The organism is Rhodococcus sp. IEGM 1379 (assembly GCF_030056815.1).
Taxonomy (GTDB): domain Bacteria; phylum Actinomycetota; class Actinomycetes; order Mycobacteriales; family Mycobacteriaceae; genus Rhodococcus_F.
Genome location: NZ_JASHKR010000065.1, coordinates 6,268 through 22,732 on the forward strand (window position 1 = coordinate 6,268; position 16,465 = coordinate 22,732).

Genomic DNA, 16,465 nt, shown 5'->3' on the forward strand with positions numbered 1-16,465 from the left:
GTGACAACCAGGGCCAGCGTGACAACCAGGGCCAGCGTGACAACCAGGGCCAGCGTGACAACCAGGGCCAGCGCGACAACCAAGGCCAGCGCGGCAATCAGGATCGCCAGGACCGCGGAAACCAGAACACAGCTGGTCAGGGCAACGCTCCTCAGAGTAGTGCAGGCTCGCGGAACGAGAACCGCAACAACGGACCGGACGACGACGACGAGAATGGTCGTGGACGTCGTGGACGCCGCTTCCGTGAGCGTCGTGGACGCGGTCGCGAGCGCGGCGAGGGCACCACACCCAACGATGCGCGCGAGACCGAGATTCGCGAAGACGATGTCCTGCAACCGGTAGCCGGCATCCTCGACGTGCTCGACAACTACGCGTTCGTGCGTACGTCCGGGTACCTCGCCGGTCCCAATGACGTCTACGTCTCCATGAACCTCATCCGGAAGAACGGTCTTCGTCGCGGCGATGCCATCACCGGTGCCGTTCGTGTTTCCAGCAGCGGCGGCGGAGATCAGAGCAGCCAGCGTCAGAAGTTCAACCCGTTGGTTCGCATCGACACGGTCAACGGCGGCGACGTCGAGGCAGCGAAGAAGCGCCCCGAGTTCAACAAGCTCACGCCGCTGTACCCGAACCAGCGTCTGCGCCTCGAAACCGAGCAGAACATTCTGACGACGCGTGTCATCGACCTCGTGATGCCCATCGGTAAGGGCCAGCGCGCCCTCATCGTGAGCCCGCCGAAGGCCGGTAAGACCAGCGTTTTGCAGGCAATTGCCAACGCAATCGCCACAAACAACCCGGAGTGCTACCTCATGGTTGTCCTCGTGGACGAGCGTCCCGAGGAAGTGACGGACATGCAGCGCAGTGTGAAGGGCGAGGTTATTTCCTCGACCTTCGACCGTCCGCCGGGCGATCACACGTCCGTCGCCGAGCTCGCTATCGAGCGTGCGAAGCGCCTCGTGGAAATGGGCAAGGACGTCGTTGTTCTGCTCGACTCGATCACCCGATTGGGTCGTGCCTACAACAACTCGTCGCCCGCGTCGGGACGCATCCTCTCGGGTGGTGTCGATTCCACGGCTCTGTACCCGCCGAAGCGTTTCCTCGGTGCTGCCCGCAACATCGAGCACGGTGGCTCGCTTACCATCATCGCTACCGCGATGGTCGAGACCGGGTCTACCGGCGACACCGTGATCTTCGAAGAGTTCAAGGGCACCGGCAACGCTGAGCTCAAGCTCGATCGCAAGATCGCCGAACGTCGTGTGTTCCCCGCTGTGGACGTCAACCCGTCCGGTACGCGTAAGGACGAGCTGCTCCTGAGCCCCGACGAAGCTGCCGTCTTGCACAAGCTGCGTCGTGTGCTGTCCGGGCTCGATTCGCATCAGGCCATCGATCTGCTGATCGATCGTCTGAAGAAGAGCAAGAACAACCTCGAGTTTCTGATGCAGGTTTCCAAGACCGCTCCGGGCGCGATCGACGACTGATCGTCTGTGAGTAGAAGGACCCCACAATCATTTGGTTGTGGGGTCCTTCTCGTACCTGGAACAAAATCATGGGGGAGTGCGTTGTGCAGTTGGTAAAGCCACCCCGAGGTGTGCAAGACGTGGAATTTCTGGTGAAGTACCCACATCTGGCATACTGAGCGGCCGAGTCCGGTTCCGGTTCACGACTTCGATTGGCGAAGACGACCCGGCGACCATTGAAAGGGACACCATGAAGGCAGGAATCCACCCCACGTACGTTGCAACCACCATCGTGTGCGGTTGCGGCAACTCGTTCGAGACCCACAGCACCAAGGAGTCCGGACGCATCAACGTTGAGGTTTGCTCGCAGTGCCACCCGTTCTACACCGGCAAGCAGAAGATCCTTGACACCGGTGGACGCGTTGCACGCTTCGAGGCTCGCTACGGCAAGCGCGCCGACAGCAAGGTTCAGCTCGAAGACTAGCTGTTCCGCCGACGCCCGATCTGTAACGACAGATCGGGCGTCGGCTTTTTTGTGCCTGCGCCCGGTTTTGCGTGCTTCTCGGGTAGTAGCGTCGTTGTATCGAAAGCGCGCACCGTACGAACGAAAATAGAGCGGAGCGAACCATGGCAGGCGCAACCAAGCCCTCGGCCATCGACGACATCTTGGCAGAACACGCCGGCCTCGAAGCGCAGATGTCGGATCCCGCGCTGCACAACGACCCGAAGGCAGCCAAGCGGGTCGGTAAGCGGTTCTCCGAGCTCTCACCCATCATGTCGACGTACAACAAACTGACTGCGGCACAGGATGATCTGGAAGCTGCGCGTGAGCTGGCCGCCGACGATTCCAGCTTTGCCGCCGAGATCCCTGATCTCGAAGCAGAGGTCGCGCAACTGGAGCAGACTCTGACTGACCAGTTGGCACCGCGCGACCCGCACGACGGAGATGACGTCGTCCTCGAAGTGAAATCCGGTGAAGGTGGCGAGGAATCCGCGCTCTTCGCGGCCGACTTGGCACGCATGTACGTCCGTTATGCCGAACGGCACGGCTGGCGCGTCGAGATCCTCGACGCCGCTGTGTCCGACCTCGGTGGGTACAAAGAAGCCACCATTTCGATCAAGAGCAAGTCCGACACCCCGGACGGTGTCTGGGCGCGGCTCAAGTTCGAAGGCGGAGTGCACCGCGTCCAGCGTGTGCCGGTCACCGAATCGCAAGGCCGCGTGCATACGTCCGCAGCCGGCGTCCTGGTCTACCCCGAGCCCGACGAGGTCGAACAGGTTCAGATCGACGAGGGCGACCTGCGTGTCGACGTCTACCGTTCATCCGGCAAGGGTGGTCAGGGAGTTAACACCACGGACTCCGCTGTTCGCCTCACTCACCTTCCGACGGGGATCGTCGTGACCTGTCAGAACGAGCGCTCCCAGCTCCAGAACAAGGCCCGTGCCATGCAGGTGCTGGCAGCCCGGTTGCAGGTCGTCGCCGAAGAAGCGGCAAACGCCGAAGCATCGGCCGGACGCCAGAGCCAGGTTCGGACAGTCGACCGCTCGGAGCGCATTCGTACTTACAATTTCCCGGAGAACCGAATCGCCGATCACCGCATCGGGTTCAAGTCGCACAACCTCGATGCGGTTCTCGACGGAGAGCTGGATCCACTTCTCGACGCATTGGGCAAGGCGGACCGTGAGGCCCGTCTCGCGGCCGAATAGATGTCCGGGATTGCAGGGGTGGACGTTGTGTCGGTCACGCGTGGCAGGCTGTACGCGTGAGCAGACTTCCACTCCGTTTGGCGCTGATCGAGGCTGCAAAAAAGCTCGATGCGGCCGGCGTACCCAGTCCACGTACCGATGTCGAATTGTTGGCCTCTCATCTGCTGGGGGTAGAGCGGACCAGGCTCGGTCTGGTTCCGCTGGTGGATCCTGAGGTCATCGAGGCATTCAATGAAATGGTGGCGCAGCGTGCGCAGCGAATTCCTTTGCAGCACATCGTCGGAAGCGCCTCGATGGGCAATATCGATGTCGCGGTCGGGCCGGGAGTTTTCATTCCGCGTCCCGAGACCGAGTTGCTGATGGGTTGGGCGCTTTCCTTCCTCGAAGGATGCAGTAGTCGGCCGCCGGTCGTTCTGGATTTGTGTACCGGATCCGGAGTGCTCGCGTTGTCGATTGCCGAGGCTCGGCCGGACGCCGTTGTGCACGCGGTCGAGAAGGAGCCCGCGGCATTGGCGTGGGCTCGCCGAAATGCGGCCGACCGCGAAGCGGTCGGGGATACCCCGATTCATCTTCACCAGGGCGACGTCACGGATCGAGATCTGTTGCAGGTGCTCGAGGGCAAGGTCGACCTCGTGGTCTCGAACCCGCCGTACATCCCCGAAGGTGCGCAGTTGCAGCCCGAGGTCATGGATTACGACCCGCACACCGCACTGTTCGGTGGCCCTGACGGCTTGTCCGTCATCAAACCGATGATCAGTAACATCGCGCGATGGCTTCGAATCGGCGGCGCGGCGGGCATTGAGCATGACGACACCAACGGCGACGGCGTCGCAGCGCTGTTCTCCGCTCGACGCGTATTCGGTGAGGTACAGCAGCATCCGGATCTCGCGGGTCGCCCCCGTTTTGTCGTGGCAAGGCGGGTCGCCACCAGCCTCGAAGCGCAGCGCACGCGAGTGCCCGCAGCGCAGAGTGAAAGGATGATCGAGTGAGCACCGTTTACGACTGCAGTCAGACTGATTCGCGTACGGCCGGATTGGCCGCCGCCAAAAATGCACTCAAAGCCGGCCGTCTGGTCGTCCTTCCGACAGACACGCTGTACGGATTGGGCGTCGACGCCTTCGACAGTGAGGCCGTTTCGAGCCTCCTTCGGGCGAAAGGCCGTGGTCGAGACATGCCGGTTCCGGTTCTTGTCGGTTCCTGGAACACCATCGATGGACTGGTCTACAGCGTCCGTCCGCAGGCCCGCGATCTGATTCGTGCGTTCTGGCCGGGCGGATTGAGTTTGGTTGTCGAGCAAGCACCTTCGCTGGCGTGGGATCTGGGCGACGCTCGCGGAACGGTCATGCTGCGCATGCCTTTGCATCCGGTGGCGTTGGAGCTGTTGCGCGACGTCGGACCGCTCGCTGTCTCGAGTGCGAACATCTCCGGTAGGCCACCGGCCACGACGGTCGAGGAGGCTCGTGATCAACTCGGCGGCTTGGCCAGCGTCTATCTCGACGGCGGGCCCGCTGCGCACGCGGTCGCATCGACGATTGTCGATCTGACGGGCGACTCGCCCCGTATCCTGCGTGTGGGCGCCGTTTCCGTAGAAGATATTGCCGACGTTTTGGGCAATACCCCGGAAAGCCTTGTAGAAGGAGTTTCGTAACGATGGTCGGTGCCCGCCAGAACGGTGATCGGCCGCGGTGACGGCGACGTACCCGGCCACAGCGTTCCTCTCGCAGTCCAGTGGGGGAGCGGGTGTGCCCATCCGCGAACTCCTCCTGGTTCTGTGCACAGCGGCAGTTGTCACCTACCTCGCAACGGGTGCGGTTCGACTCGTGGCAATACGATTCGGTGCCGTGGCGATCCCACGTGACCGCGACGTCCACGTCGAACCCACGCCTCGCCTCGGTGGCGTCGGTATGTACATCGGTATGGCTGTCGGTCTGTTGTTCGCGCAGCAATTGCCTGCGCTGACAAGGGGTTTCGACTTCGGTAGCCCGGACGTCCCTGCTGCACTCGTGGCCGGGGCGGTCATCGTCCTGGTCGGCGTGATCGACGACAAATGGGGCCTCGACGCCCTCACGAAGTTTGTTGGTCAAGTGACTGCCGCAGGAATCCTCGTTGTCATGGGTGTCAGTTGGTTCATCATCTACAACCCGTTCGGTGAGGGCTCCACGATCATTCTCGATCAGATCCAGTCGGGTCTGTTCACCGTCGCCATCGCGGTCGCGACTATCAACGCCATGAATTTCGTCGACGGCCTCGACGGATTGGCTGCCGGACTCGGTCTCATCGCGGCAGTCGCGATTCTCATCTTCTCGATCGGTCTGTTGCACGATCAGGGTGGCGACGTCAGTGCTTATCCGCCGGCAATGATCGCTGCGGCGCTGGCCGGCGCGTGTCTCGGTTTCCTTCCGCACAACTTCAACCCTGCCCGGATCTTCATGGGTGATTCCGGGTCCATGCTTATCGGTCTGATGTTGGCCGCGATTTCGACTAGCGCGTCGGGTCGTATCCCACTGACCGCGTACGGCACGCGTGACCTGGTGGGACTTCTGGCGCCGTTGTTGCTGGTAAGTGCTGTGATGTTCATCCCGATGCTGGACATGCTGTTGGCCGTCATCCGGCGTACTCGCGCGGGTGTCAGCCCGTTCAGTCCGGACAAGATGCATCTGCACCATCGGCTACTGCAGATCGGGCATACCCATCGCCGAGTTGTGCTGGTCATCTACTCGTGGGTGGGTGTTCTGGCGTTCGGCGCGGTCGGGTCCGCGTTGCTTAATCGGCAGTTGGTCGTGGTACTCGTGGCAGCAGGATTGCTCGCGGCATTTCTCTTCACTGCTATTCCGTCACTGCGGGATCGTCAGCAGGAGCGACGGTAGTCGAGTTTTCCGATCCATTACCCTTGGGCATCGTGACGAACACCCCGCAATCCATGCCTGCATCGCAGCCCATCCCCGATTCCAGCGCAGCCATGAGGTCTGCCGTGAAGTGGGGCGTGATCGGACTAGCAGTGCTTACTGTGGTCGGCTCCCTGCTCGGATGGCTCATCGGTGGCAACCCGGGCCTCTACGGCGCTCTACTCGGTGCGGCGGTCGGTGGCGGCTTCATCCTCTTCACTGCCTTGGGCGTTCTTCTCACATCGAAGTTGCCGGCGCTGACAGCAGGCGCAGTTCTGCTCGGTACCTGGCTGCTCAAGATGATCCTGGCCATTGTGGTGCTGGCAGTCTTGAAGCCGCTCGACTTCTACGACAAGACGGCATTGGTGCTCGTCATGGTGATGGCGCTGGTTATCGTCCTCGGAGCGGAAACGTACGGCGTCCTGGCAACCAAGACGCCCTATGTGGACCCCACTCCGAGCACTCCAGTCAACGACGACGAGTAGTACTACAAAACGTCGCAAATTGCCCTTTCGGGTACCCCATCTACGCAATGTCGTAGATGGCTTGGTAGGGTCAGCGTCAAGCGAGAGTAATGGTAGGCGAGGTAACCCTCAGCCGACGATGCCATGTGCTCGCAGGTGGCCGATTTCCTGGGCCACCGAGTCGACGAGAGTCGCCGACACCGACAGACGCCAGGCCCCGCAAGGGTTCTCCAGCTGCTGACGAATGCGCGAGTCGAACTTGTCGACTTGTAGATCGTCAATGTCCGATCGAACCGCAGTCAATGATGGCTGCGGACCGACTACGGGAGAGAACGCTGAGCGTCACCACCCTGGCCGCGGATGAATTCCATGCGCCGTCACTAGACGATTTTTTCCCGCCCTCCGTGTTGATTCACGCGGGCCCCTTCGAGCTCGACCGATTGATGCTCATCCGCATCCTGATGTCGGTGTTGGTCGCAGCGTTCTTCGCAATTGCGATGCGTAGTCCGCGGTTGATTCCGCGCGGCGTGCAGAACGTGGCCGAGATCGCTCTGGACTTCGTTCGCATTCAGATTGCGGAAGATGTCCTGGGCAAGGAGCAGGGCAAGCGCTTCCTGCCGGTCATCACGACGATCTTCTTCCTCGTGATCGCCAGCAACGTATCCGCAATCATCCCCTTCTTGAACATCTCGCCGAACGCCCGTATCGGTATGCCGCTGGTACTCGCGGCGCTTGCCTACATCGTGTTCAACTACGTGGGCATCAAGAAGTACGGCTTCTTCAAGTACGTCAAGAGCACCATCGTCGTTCCCGGCGTCCCGCCGGCACTGCACGTCTTGTTGATTCCGATCGAGTTCATCTCGACCTTCGTGCTGCGCCCGTTCACGCTGATGGTTCGTCTCATGGCCAACATGTTGGCCGGCCACATCCTGCTGGTGCTGTTCTTCAGCGCGACGAACTACTTCTTCTTCGTGTCCGGCGGATTCCAGGCGATCTTCGGCGTTCCGTCGATCATTGCCGGCCTCGCATTCACGTTCTTCGAGCTGCTGGTCATCTTCCTGCAGGCTTACGTCTTTGCGTTGCTGGCCGCGGTCTACATCGACATCGCGCTGCACGCAGACGAGCACTGACCACACCACATATCAGCTACACCACGATCTGAGCCTTTCGTCGATACCGGCGGAGGTCAACTGAAAGGGAATGGAACACCATGAGCGTCGCTTACCTGGCACAGGAAGTTGCCGAGCAGACCATCACCAACAAGGGTTATGGCGCCATCGGCTACGGCCTCGCGGCAATCGGCCCCGGCATCGGCATCGGCATCGTCGTCGGTAAGGCAATTGAGGGCATGGTTCGCCAGCCCGAGATGGCCGGACAGGTTCGTACCACCATGTTCCTCGGTATTGCATTCACCGAGGCCCTCGCGCTGATCGGCCTCGTCGCCGGCTTCATCTTCTAAGAGACCGACATGGCAGCCACCATTACATTGCTCGCGGCATCCGAGGGTGAAGTACCTAATCCCCTCCTGCCCGCGACGTACGACATCGTATGGTCCATCGTCTGCCTCGTGATTGTCGGTTTTGTCTTCTGGAAGTTCGTTCTTCCGATGTTCCAGAAGGTCCTCGCCGATCGCACCGAGCAGATCGAGGGCGGCATCCAGCGTGCTGAAGATGCCCAGGCAGAAGCAAAGATTGCGCTCGATCAGTACCGTGCGCAGCTCGCCGAAGCTCGTACCGAGGCCGCGCAGATCCGTGAGGAAGCGCGTACCCAGGGTCAGCAGATCATTGCTGACATGAAGGTTCAGGCGCAGGACGAGAGCGACCGCATCGTGGCCGCAGGCCACAGCCAGCTCGTCGCCCAGCGTCAGCAGATTGTTGCTGAGCTCCGCTCGGATCTCGGCAAGACCGCTGTAGACCTGGCCGAGAAGGTCATCGGAGAGTCTCTCGCCGACGACGTGAAGCGCGCCGGAACGGTTGATCGATTCCTCAACGAGCTCGACGCCGTCAGCGCTGATTCAGCCAGGAAGTGAGCAACATGTACGCAGCGAGCCGTGAAGCCTTGGCGCAGACGCGTTCTGTGCTGAGCAGCGCCCTGGATTCAGCCTCTGCAGGAGCCGCAACTGCGGCCGCTGCGCAGGCTGGGTCCGAGCTCTTCTCGGTGGTCGAGGTACTTGACGGCCAGCGCGCTCTTCGTAGCGCGCTGGCTGATGCTTCGACACCGGCCGCTGGTCGCCAGGCTCTGGTAGAGCAGCTGTTCTCCGGAAAGGTCGGCGCCGAGGCGCTGGCAACCGTGAAGGCAGCTGCAGGCCAGGACTGGTCGGCGACCCGCGACTTGGTCAACTCGCTCGAACTGCTGGGACGCGAAGCTCTGCTCCGCGCCGCCGCCGATCAGGGCCAGTTGAACACCGTCGAGGACGAGCTGTTCCGTCTCGGCCGCATTGTGGCAGGGGATCCCAGCCTTGAGCAGGCGCTCTCGGATCTGTCGGTTCCCACCGCCCGCAAGCGTGAGTTTCTCTCGCGCCTGCTCTACGGCAAGGTCACCGCGGTCACCGAGGCAATTGCCGGACAGGCCGTCGGCCGGTTGAAGTCTGCACCCGCAGACGCTTTCGACCAGCTGTCGAATCTTGCCGCAGCGCAGCGCGATACCACTGTTGCTCATGTGCGCAGCGCCTCGGCGTTGAGTGCGGAGCAGTCGGATCGTTTGGCGAGCACACTTACCCGCACCTACGGGAAGCCGGTAACCGTGCACGTCGAGATCGATCCAGAACTTCTCAGCGGCTTGGTCGTCCGGGTGGGCGACGAGGTTATCGACGGTAGTGCAGCGGGGCGACTCGCAGTACTGCGGAAGAACCTCAAATAGTCCTTCAGCCGAACACACACTCCAGATCTTTTCGAAGACCAGATACCGAGAGCAGGAAAAACATGGCGGAGCTGACGATCTCCTCCGACGAGATCCGTAGCGCGATCGACAACTACACCGCGAGCTACTCCCCGGAGGCCTCCCGTGAGGAGGTCGGCACAGTGACCGACACCAGTGACGGCATTGCGCACGTCTCTGGCCTGCCTTCGGCTATGTCCAACGAACTGTTGGAGTTCCCCGGTGGAATCGTCGGCGTCGCGCTCAACCTGGATGCCACCGAAATCGGTGCAGTTATCCTTGGCGATTACCAGAACATCCAAGAAGGCCAGGAAGTTAAGCGCACGGGCGACGTTCTGTCGGTTCCCGTAGGCGACGCTTTCCTCGGCCGCGTTATCAACCCTCTGGGTGCCCCCATCGACGGCTTGGGCGAGATCGAGAGCACCGAAAACCGTGCCCTCGAACTGCAGGCCGCTTCGGTGCTCGAGCGCCAGCCGGTTGAAGAGCCGCTCCAGACCGGTATCAAGGCTATCGACGCCATGACCCCGATCGGCCGCGGCCAGCGCCAGCTCATCATCGGCGACCGCAAGACCGGCAAGACCGCGGTCTGCATCGACGCGATCCTGAACCAGAAGGCCAACTGGGATTCGGGCGACGTAAACAAGCAGGTTCGCTGCATCTACGTCGCAATCGGCCAGAAGGGCTCCACCATCGCGGGCGTCAAGGCTGCCCTCGAGGAGAAGGGCGCGATGGAGTACACCACCATCGTCGCTGCTCCGGCTTCTGATTCCGCTGGCTTCAAATGGCTCGCTCCGTACACCGGTTCGGCCATCGGCCAGCACTGGATGTACCAGGGCAAGCACGTTCTGGTTGTGTTCGACGACCTGACCAAGCAGGCAGAGGCGTACCGCGCCATCTCGCTGCTGCTGCGTCGTCCGCCGGGCCGCGAGGCTTACCCCGGTGACGTCTTCTACTTGCACTCCCGTCTGCTGGAGCGTTCGGCGAAGCTGTCCGACGCACTCGGCGGTGGATCGCTGACGGCTCTGCCGATCATCGAGACCAAGGCAAACGACGTCTCGGCGTACATCCCGACCAACGTCATCTCCATCACCGACGGTCAGGTATTCCTCGAGTCCGACCTGTTCAACAAGGGCGTTCGTCCCGCGATCAACGTCGGTATCTCGGTTTCCCGAGTCGGTGGCGCTGCTCAGACCAAGGGAATGAAGAAGGTTTCCGGTTCGCTGCGTCTGGAACTGGCTCAGTTCCGTGAGCTCGAAGCGTTCTCCGCCTTCGCATCCGACCTCGACGCTGCCTCCAAGGCTCAGCTCGAGCGCGGTGCCCGTCTGGTCGAGCTGCTCAAGCAGGATCAGTACAGCCCGATCCCCGTCGAGGATCAGATCGTTTCGATCTACCTCGCCGGTGAAGGCATCTTCGACAGCGTTCCGATTGGCGACGTCCGTCGCTTCGAGAAGGAACTGCTCGAAGACCTGAAGCGCTCGGCTGCCGGCGTCTACGCCAGCATCGACGGCGGCAAGGCACTCGATGCCGACAACGCTGCTGCGCTGATCGCTGCGACCAACAAGTTCAAGGAAGGCTTCATCGCATCCGACGGAAGCCGGGTCGTGAACGAAGCTGAGGCTGACGCATTGGGAGCCGACGAGGTCGCCAATGAGCAGATCAACGTCAAGCGCAAGACCGTCAGCAAGTGACGGGACTGCCCATGACACTGCGAATCTCGAAGGGAGAGTGATTGATCGATGGCAAGCATTCTCGAATTGCGGTCTCGTATCAAGTCGGTCAACTCGACCAAGAAGATCACCAAGGCACAGGAACTGATCGCGACTTCGCGCATCACGAAGGCTCAGGGGCGCGTTGCCGCGTCCAAGCCGTATGCCGAGGAGATCACGAAGGTACTCACCGAATTGGCGAGTGCGTCTGCTTCGCTCGATCACCCGCTGCTCAACGAGCGTCCGGAGCCCAAGCGGGCTGCGGTGCTCGTTGTCACCAGTGACCGCGGCATGTGCGGTGGCTACAACTCCAACGTCCTCAAGCAGGCAGAAGAGCTTATGGTTCTGCTGCGCAGCGAGGGCAAGGATCCGATCGTGTACGTGCTCGGTTCCAAGGGACTCGGCTACTTCTCGTTCCGTGGTCGCACTATCGGTGGTTCCTGGACGGGCTTCTCGCAGGATCCGGGTTACTCGGATGCTGCGAAGGCCAGCCGCCACCTGGTGGAACTGTTCATGGCGGGCTCGGGAAATCGGGTTGATGCTCCCAACGGCGAAGGCACCATCGAGGGCGTCGACGAACTCCATATCGTCTACACCCGCTTCGTGTCGATGCTGACCCAGACCCCCGAGGTGCGCCGTATGGCTCCTCTCGAGGTGTCCGTGTCCGAAGAGCACATCGAACTCGGTGACGACATGCTGACCAACGGTCACGACAACGATCATTCCAATGGTCCTGTCGCTGACTTCAGCTTCGAGCCGGAGCCGGAGAAGCTGCTCGGCGCACTTCTGCCGAAGTATGTGAGCACGCGTATCTTCTCGTCGCTTCTCGATGCTGCGGCATCGGAGTCGGCAGCCCGTCGTACGGCCATGAAGGCCGCGACGGACAATGCAAACGAACTGGTGAACACGTTGAGCCGTCAGGCCAACCAGGCTCGCCAGGCCCAGATCACCCAGGAAATCAGCGAGATCGTCGGCGGCGCCAACGCGCTCGCCTCGAGCGCAGGAAGTGACTAGCACATGACCGCAGCAGTAACCGAAAACAACGGGGCAGGTTCGGCTTCGGCCGTAGCCGGCCGCGTCGTGCGGGTCATCGGTCCCGTCGTGGACGTTGAATTCCCGCGTGGCGCTGTTCCTGAACTGTTCAACGCACTGAAGGCCGAGATCACGCTTCCCTCGGTCGCCAAGACGCTGACGCTCGAGGTTGCACAGCACCTCGGTGACAACCTGGTCCGCACCGTTTCCATGCAGCCCACCGACGGACTCGTCCGTGGCACTGCAGTAGTCGACTCGGGCAAGCCGATCTCGGTTCCCGTCGGTGACATTGTCAAGGGCCACGTGTTCAACGCACTGGGCGATTGCCTCGACACACCGGGCCTCGGCCGCGACGGCGAGCAGTGGGGAATCCACCGCAAGCCACCAGCCTTCGATCAGCTCGAAGGTAAGACTGAGATCCTCGAGACCGGCATCAAGGTCATCGACCTCCTCACCCCGTACGTCAAGGGCGGCAAGATTGGTCTGTTCGGTGGTGCCGGTGTCGGCAAGACCGTTCTGATCCAGGAAATGATCACCCGTATCGCCCGCGAATTCTCCGGTACCTCGGTGTTCGCAGGCGTCGGCGAGCGTACCCGTGAGGGCACCGACCTCCACCTGGAAATGGAAGAGATGGGCGTCCTCCAGGACACCGCCCTAGTCTTCGGCCAGATGGATGAGCCGCCGGGAACGCGTATGCGCGTCGCCCTGTCGGCACTGACGATGGCGGAGTACTTCCGCGACGTTCAGGGCCAGGACGTTCTGCTGTTCATCGACAACATCTTCCGCTTCACGCAGGCAGGTTCCGAGGTTTCCACTCTCCTCGGTCGTATGCCTTCGGCCGTGGGCTACCAGCCCACACTGGCGGACGAGATGGGTGAGCTCCAGGAGCGCATTACCTCGACCCGTGGTCGCTCGATCACCTCGTTGCAGGCTATTTACGTGCCCGCCGACGACTACACCGACCCCGCGCCGGCTACGACGTTCGCGCACCTCGATGCCACCACCGAGCTTTCGCGCCCGATCTCGCAGATGGGTATTTACCCCGCTGTGGATCCGCTGAGCTCGACCTCGCGCATCCTCGAGCCGAGCATCGTTGGTGCGGAGCACTTCCGCGTCGCCAACGAGGTCAAGCGCATCCTGCAGAAGTACAAGGAACTGCAGGACATCATCGCCATCCTCGGTATGGATGAGCTTCAGGAAGAGGACAAGGTTCTCGTCGGGCGCGCCCGTCGTATCCAGAAGTTCCTCGGCCAGAACTTCATCGTTGCCGAGAAGTTCACCGGCGAGAAGGGTTCGGTTGTCCCGCTGCGCGAGACAATCGAAGCTTTTGACCGCGTGTGCAAGGGCGAGTTCGATCACCTGCCCGAGCAGGCCTTCAACAGCTGTGGCGGGCTCGACGACGTCGAGGCTGCAGCCAAGAAGATGGCCGGGAAGTAGAGCACGATGGCTGAGATGACCGTAGAACTCGTTGCTGTCGAGCAGCGTTTGTGGTCGGGTTCGGCGACGTTGGTCAGCGCTCAGACGACCGAGGGTGAAATCGGAATCATGCCTGGGCATGAGCCGGTTCTCGGCCAGCTCATCGAGGGTGGCACCGTGTCGATCACGTCCGTTAACGGCGAGCGCGTGGTTGCTGCAGTCCATGGTGGTTTCCTGTCGGTGACGGCTACGACCGTCACGATCCTTGCCGAGTCCGCGGACATGGCGCAGGATATCGATGTGAACGCAGCCAAGGCCGTACTTGCTGATACCAGAGCGGACGACGAGGCGATTGCGGTCGCCAAGGGTCAGCTTCGGGCAGTAGAGCGCGCGTAAGTTAACTAGAGCAAAGCCGCGACGGGAGCCGACGAACAGTGACATTCGGAATGATTGTGTTGATCATTCTGGTTGCGCTGCTCGCGGTTCTTGTCGCGGCTTTTCTGTATCGAGTCGTGAAATTGCGGCACGGCGGCACGCCGGCGCTATTGCGTGGCTTACCTGCGGTAGGGGACAGCGGTTGGCGCCACGGGATCATTCGCTACGGCGAAAGTGCGTTCGTCTTCTTCAAACTTTCGAGTCTGCGGCCTGGCCCGGACTCACGTATCGACCGTCAAGGTATCGAGGTCGAGAGCCGTCGCTCTCCTTCAGGTACCGAATTCGACATCATGAGCGACGACATCGTTGTTTTGCGAGTGCGGGACGGTGCGTCCCGGTATGAGATCGCTCTCGACAGCGGTGCGCTGACAGCGTTCCTGTCGTGGGTTGAATCTCGGCCAGACGGGCGTGCGCGTCGGCGACGCACCGCCTGACCGGATCGTTGTGTCAGGCGCCGGCGCCTGGCTTCCAGAGAACATCGCCGTCCGGGTTTGCGACTCGTCCCATGATGAAGAGCAGATCGGACAATCTGTTGAGGTACTTCGCGGGCAGCGCGCTCGTTTCCTCCGGGTTCGAATCGATTGCCGACCAAGCCGCTCGCTCTGCTCGGCGAGATACCGTCCGGGCTACGTGGAGTAGTGCGCCGAGTGCGGTTCCGCCTGGCAAAATGAACGAATTCAGCGGCGCCAGTTGATCATTGAGCTCATCGCACCACAATTCCAGTCGATCGATGTATGTCTGGGTGACGCGTAGCGGCGCGTACTTGGGATTCTCGACGACGGGGGTCGAAAGATCCGCACCCGCGTCGAAGAGGTCATTCTGTATCTGACGCAGGATCGCAATCAGATTCTCCGGGGGATTACCCAGCGCCAGGGCCACTCCAATGGCGGCATTGGTCTCGTCGCAGTCTGCGTAGGCGATCAGTCGCGGGTCGTTCTTGGACACGCGCGAAAAGTCGCTCAACCCCGTCGTGCCGTCGTCGCCGGTGCGGGTATAGATCTTCGTCAGGTGAACAGCCATAGGGCCACGGTACCGGCGCGGAGTTTCGGCGCTGATGGCTCTAGGCTGTGAACCGTGAGTGAGCACTTTCTAGTGACCGGGGGTAATCGCCTCGAAGGTGAAGTTGTGGTTGGGGGAGCCAAGAACAGTGTGCTGAAGCTGATGGCCGCAGCACTGCTGGCTGAGGGAACCACCGTAGTAACGAACTGCCCGGACATCCTCGATGTTCCGCTGATGGCGGAGGTCTTGCGGGGCCTGGGCTGCGAGGTCGAACTCGAAGGCTCGGAAGTTCGGATCACGACTCCGGCCGAACCGAAATATCGCGCTGACTTTGATGCGGTGAAGCAGTTTCGCGCATCGGTCTGTGTTCTCGGGCCGCTTGTTGCACGCTGCCGACGGGCTGTTGTTGCACTTCCTGGTGGTGACGCGATCGGCTCGCGCCCACTCGACATGCATCAGTCCGGGCTGCGACTTCTCGGCGCTCGAAGCGAAATTGAGCACGGATGTGTAGTGGCTGAGGCCGACGATCTGCACGGCGCGAACATCCGACTCGTGTTCCCGTCGGTTGGCGCCACCGAAAATATCCTCATGGCGGCCGTTCTGGCACGTGGCGAGACAGTCATCGACAATGCAGCCCGTGAACCGGAGATCGTCGACCTGTGCAACATGCTCAACCAGATGGGCGCAAAGGTCAGCGGCGGGGGTTCCACGACGCTCACCATTCAGGGTGTTCGCAAACTGGAACCAACCACACACCGCGTGATCGGTGATCGCATCGTCGCAGCTACCTGGGGCGTCGCGGCTTCCATGACCAGGGGAGACGTGCGAGTGCGTGGAGTCAACCACAAGCATCTCGGACTTGTCCTCGACAAACTACGCCTTGCCGGCGCCGAAGTGACTCCCGAAGTTGACGGTTTCCGAGTCATCCAGCGCGAGCGTCCTAAGGCAATCAACTTTGCGACGCTTCCGTATCCGGGCTTTCCAACGGATTTGCAGCCGATGGCAATCGGATTGGCTGCGGTCGCGGACGGAACATCCATGATCACGGAGAACGTCTTCGAATCACGATTCCGCTTTGTCGAAGAGATGATCCGACTCGGCGCCGACGCTCGGACTGATGGACACCATGCAGTAATTCGTGGAGTGCCCGTGTTGTCGAGCGCCCCGGTGTGGTCGTCTGACATTCGCGCCGGAGCCGGCTTGGTTCTCGCTGGATTGGTTGCCGACGGTGTGACCGAAGTGCATGACATCTTCCATATCGATCGCGGCTACCCGCGTTTTGTCGAGAACCTGCGTGGACTCGGCGGCGTAATCGAACGTGTAAGTACCGAATAGGGCAGGTGCCCGGGGTCACATCGGGTAAGCGTGCGGGTTTTTTGGAATTCTCCGCCACACAAACGTGCGTGACCTCGGGAATGTGCTCAAGCGAGTGCCATGACCAGGCGATTTGGTATTTGGTTGAACACTCGCGTAACTTATTCCAAGTCAGA

General features: G+C 61.4%; 18 protein-coding genes. 17 read left to right on the plus strand and 1 reads right to left on the minus strand.

Annotated features, from left to right (window positions below):
- The 16 genes from rho to QM600_RS23345 form a co-directional block, all read left to right on the plus strand.
- The coding region (rho, locus tag QM600_RS23270; RefSeq protein ID WP_283263934.1) for a transcription termination factor Rho at positions 1–1,475 on the plus strand (1,475 nt) is incomplete at its 5' end.
- Between the two features lie 229 nt (positions 1,476–1,704).
- Complete coding sequence (gene rpmE, locus QM600_RS23275; RefSeq protein ID WP_094274053.1) at positions 1,705–1,938, plus strand: 50S ribosomal protein L31; 234 nt, start codon at positions 1,705–1,707, stop codon at positions 1,936–1,938.
- 143 nt (positions 1,939–2,081) lie between these two features.
- Positions 2,082–3,161: a peptide chain release factor 1 gene (gene prfA / locus QM600_RS23280; protein ID WP_283263935.1), complete on the plus strand. Its 1,080-nt coding sequence runs from the start codon at positions 2,082–2,084 to the stop codon at positions 3,159–3,161.
- A 56-nt stretch (positions 3,162–3,217) separates the two neighbouring features.
- Positions 3,218–4,150 (plus strand): peptide chain release factor N(5)-glutamine methyltransferase, encoded by a 933-nt coding sequence (prmC, locus tag QM600_RS23285; protein WP_283263936.1) that lies wholly within the window; start codon positions 3,218–3,220, stop codon positions 4,148–4,150.
- Positions 4,147–4,809 carry an L-threonylcarbamoyladenylate synthase gene (locus QM600_RS23290; RefSeq protein WP_283263937.1) on the plus strand — a complete coding sequence of 221 codons (663 nt, stop codon included), beginning with the start codon at positions 4,147–4,149 and terminating at the stop codon, positions 4,807–4,809. The genes prmC and QM600_RS23290 overlap by 4 nt, the downstream gene beginning before the upstream one ends.
- Before the next feature lie 37 nt (positions 4,810–4,846).
- A complete protein-coding gene (locus QM600_RS23295) occupies positions 4,847–6,028 on the plus strand; it encodes a glycosyltransferase family 4 protein (RefSeq protein WP_283263939.1) in 1,182 nt (393 codons plus the stop codon).
- Between the two features lie 23 nt (positions 6,029–6,051).
- Positions 6,052–6,531, plus strand: coding sequence for a Cg1360 family ATP-synthase-associated protein (locus QM600_RS23300; RefSeq protein ID WP_502943082.1), 480 nt, complete (start codon positions 6,052–6,054; stop codon positions 6,529–6,531).
- A gap of 281 nt (positions 6,532–6,812) precedes the next feature.
- Entirely contained in the window at positions 6,813–7,640 is an 828-nt protein-coding gene (atpB, locus tag QM600_RS23305) for a F0F1 ATP synthase subunit A (protein ID WP_094274047.1), read from the plus strand.
- Positions 7,641–7,720: 80 nt separating this feature from the next.
- Positions 7,721–7,969, plus strand: a complete 249-nt coding sequence (locus tag QM600_RS23310) for an ATP synthase F0 subunit C (RefSeq protein WP_033236102.1) — start codon at positions 7,721–7,723, stop codon at positions 7,967–7,969.
- 9 nt (positions 7,970–7,978) lie between these two features.
- Positions 7,979–8,539, plus strand: a complete 561-nt coding sequence (locus QM600_RS23315; protein WP_283263940.1) for a F0F1 ATP synthase subunit B — start codon at positions 7,979–7,981, stop codon at positions 8,537–8,539.
- Positions 8,540–8,544: 5 nt separating this feature from the next.
- Complete coding sequence (locus tag QM600_RS23320; RefSeq protein WP_283263941.1) at positions 8,545–9,369, plus strand: F0F1 ATP synthase subunit delta; 825 nt, start codon at positions 8,545–8,547, stop codon at positions 9,367–9,369.
- Between the two features lie 62 nt (positions 9,370–9,431).
- Entirely contained in the window at positions 9,432–11,075 is a 1,644-nt protein-coding gene (gene atpA / locus QM600_RS23325) for a F0F1 ATP synthase subunit alpha (protein ID WP_094274045.1), read from the plus strand.
- Positions 11,076–11,123: 48 nt separating this feature from the next.
- The gene (locus tag QM600_RS23330; protein WP_283263942.1) at positions 11,124–12,107 is read left to right on the plus strand and encodes a F0F1 ATP synthase subunit gamma; all 984 of its coding nucleotides are present in this window, start codon (positions 11,124–11,126) and stop codon (positions 12,105–12,107) included.
- A gap of 3 nt (positions 12,108–12,110) precedes the next feature.
- Positions 12,111–13,562, plus strand: coding sequence for a F0F1 ATP synthase subunit beta (gene atpD / locus QM600_RS23335; protein ID WP_094274043.1), 1,452 nt, complete (start codon positions 12,111–12,113; stop codon positions 13,560–13,562).
- Positions 13,563–13,568: 6 nt separating this feature from the next.
- Positions 13,569–13,937, plus strand: a complete 369-nt coding sequence (locus tag QM600_RS23340; RefSeq protein ID WP_094274042.1) for a F0F1 ATP synthase subunit epsilon — start codon at positions 13,569–13,571, stop codon at positions 13,935–13,937.
- Positions 13,938–13,987: 50 nt separating this feature from the next.
- Complete coding sequence (locus tag QM600_RS23345) at positions 13,988–14,410, plus strand: DUF2550 domain-containing protein (protein WP_283263949.1); 423 nt, start codon at positions 13,988–13,990, stop codon at positions 14,408–14,410.
- Positions 14,411–14,423: 13 nt separating this feature from the next.
- Here QM600_RS23345 and QM600_RS23350 read toward each other — a convergent pair whose 3' ends face one another.
- Positions 14,424–14,996, minus strand: a complete 573-nt coding sequence (locus tag QM600_RS23350; RefSeq protein ID WP_283263944.1) for a cob(I)yrinic acid a,c-diamide adenosyltransferase — start codon at positions 14,994–14,996, stop codon at positions 14,424–14,426.
- Positions 14,997–15,050: 54 nt separating this feature from the next.
- Here QM600_RS23350 and murA point away from each other — a divergent pair, with 54 nt between their 5' ends.
- Positions 15,051–16,310 carry a UDP-N-acetylglucosamine 1-carboxyvinyltransferase gene (gene murA, locus QM600_RS23355; protein ID WP_283263945.1) on the plus strand — a complete coding sequence of 420 codons (1,260 nt, stop codon included), beginning with the start codon at positions 15,051–15,053 and terminating at the stop codon, positions 16,308–16,310.
- The last annotated feature ends 155 nt before the right edge of the window (positions 16,311–16,465 follow it).

Excerpts from the sequence above, each read along its gene's own strand:
- rpmE (WP_094274053.1), top strand. The coding sequence starts at position 1,705 with ATGAAGGCAGGAATCCACCCCACGTACGTTGCAACCACCATCGTGTGC.
- prfA (WP_283263935.1), top strand. The coding sequence starts at position 2,082 with ATGGCAGGCGCAACCAAGCCCTCGGCCATCGACGACATCTTGGCAGAA.
- atpB (WP_094274047.1), top strand. The coding sequence starts at position 6,813 with ATGATGGCTGCGGACCGACTACGGGAGAGAACGCTGAGCGTCACCACC.
- QM600_RS23310 (WP_033236102.1), top strand. The coding sequence starts at position 7,721 with ATGAGCGTCGCTTACCTGGCACAGGAAGTTGCCGAGCAGACCATCACC.
- QM600_RS23315 (WP_283263940.1), top strand. The coding sequence starts at position 7,979 with ATGGCAGCCACCATTACATTGCTCGCGGCATCCGAGGGTGAAGTACCT.
- QM600_RS23320 (WP_283263941.1), top strand. The coding sequence starts at position 8,545 with ATGTACGCAGCGAGCCGTGAAGCCTTGGCGCAGACGCGTTCTGTGCTG.
- atpA (WP_094274045.1), top strand. The coding sequence starts at position 9,432 with ATGGCGGAGCTGACGATCTCCTCCGACGAGATCCGTAGCGCGATCGAC.
- QM600_RS23330 (WP_283263942.1), top strand. The coding sequence starts at position 11,124 with ATGGCAAGCATTCTCGAATTGCGGTCTCGTATCAAGTCGGTCAACTCG.
- atpD (WP_094274043.1), top strand. The coding sequence starts at position 12,111 with ATGACCGCAGCAGTAACCGAAAACAACGGGGCAGGTTCGGCTTCGGCC.
- QM600_RS23340 (WP_094274042.1), top strand. The coding sequence starts at position 13,569 with ATGGCTGAGATGACCGTAGAACTCGTTGCTGTCGAGCAGCGTTTGTGG.
- QM600_RS23345 (WP_283263949.1), top strand. The coding sequence starts at position 13,988 with ATGATTGTGTTGATCATTCTGGTTGCGCTGCTCGCGGTTCTTGTCGCG.
- QM600_RS23350 (WP_283263944.1), bottom strand. The coding sequence starts at position 14,996 with ATGGCTGTTCACCTGACGAAGATCTATACCCGCACCGGCGACGACGGC.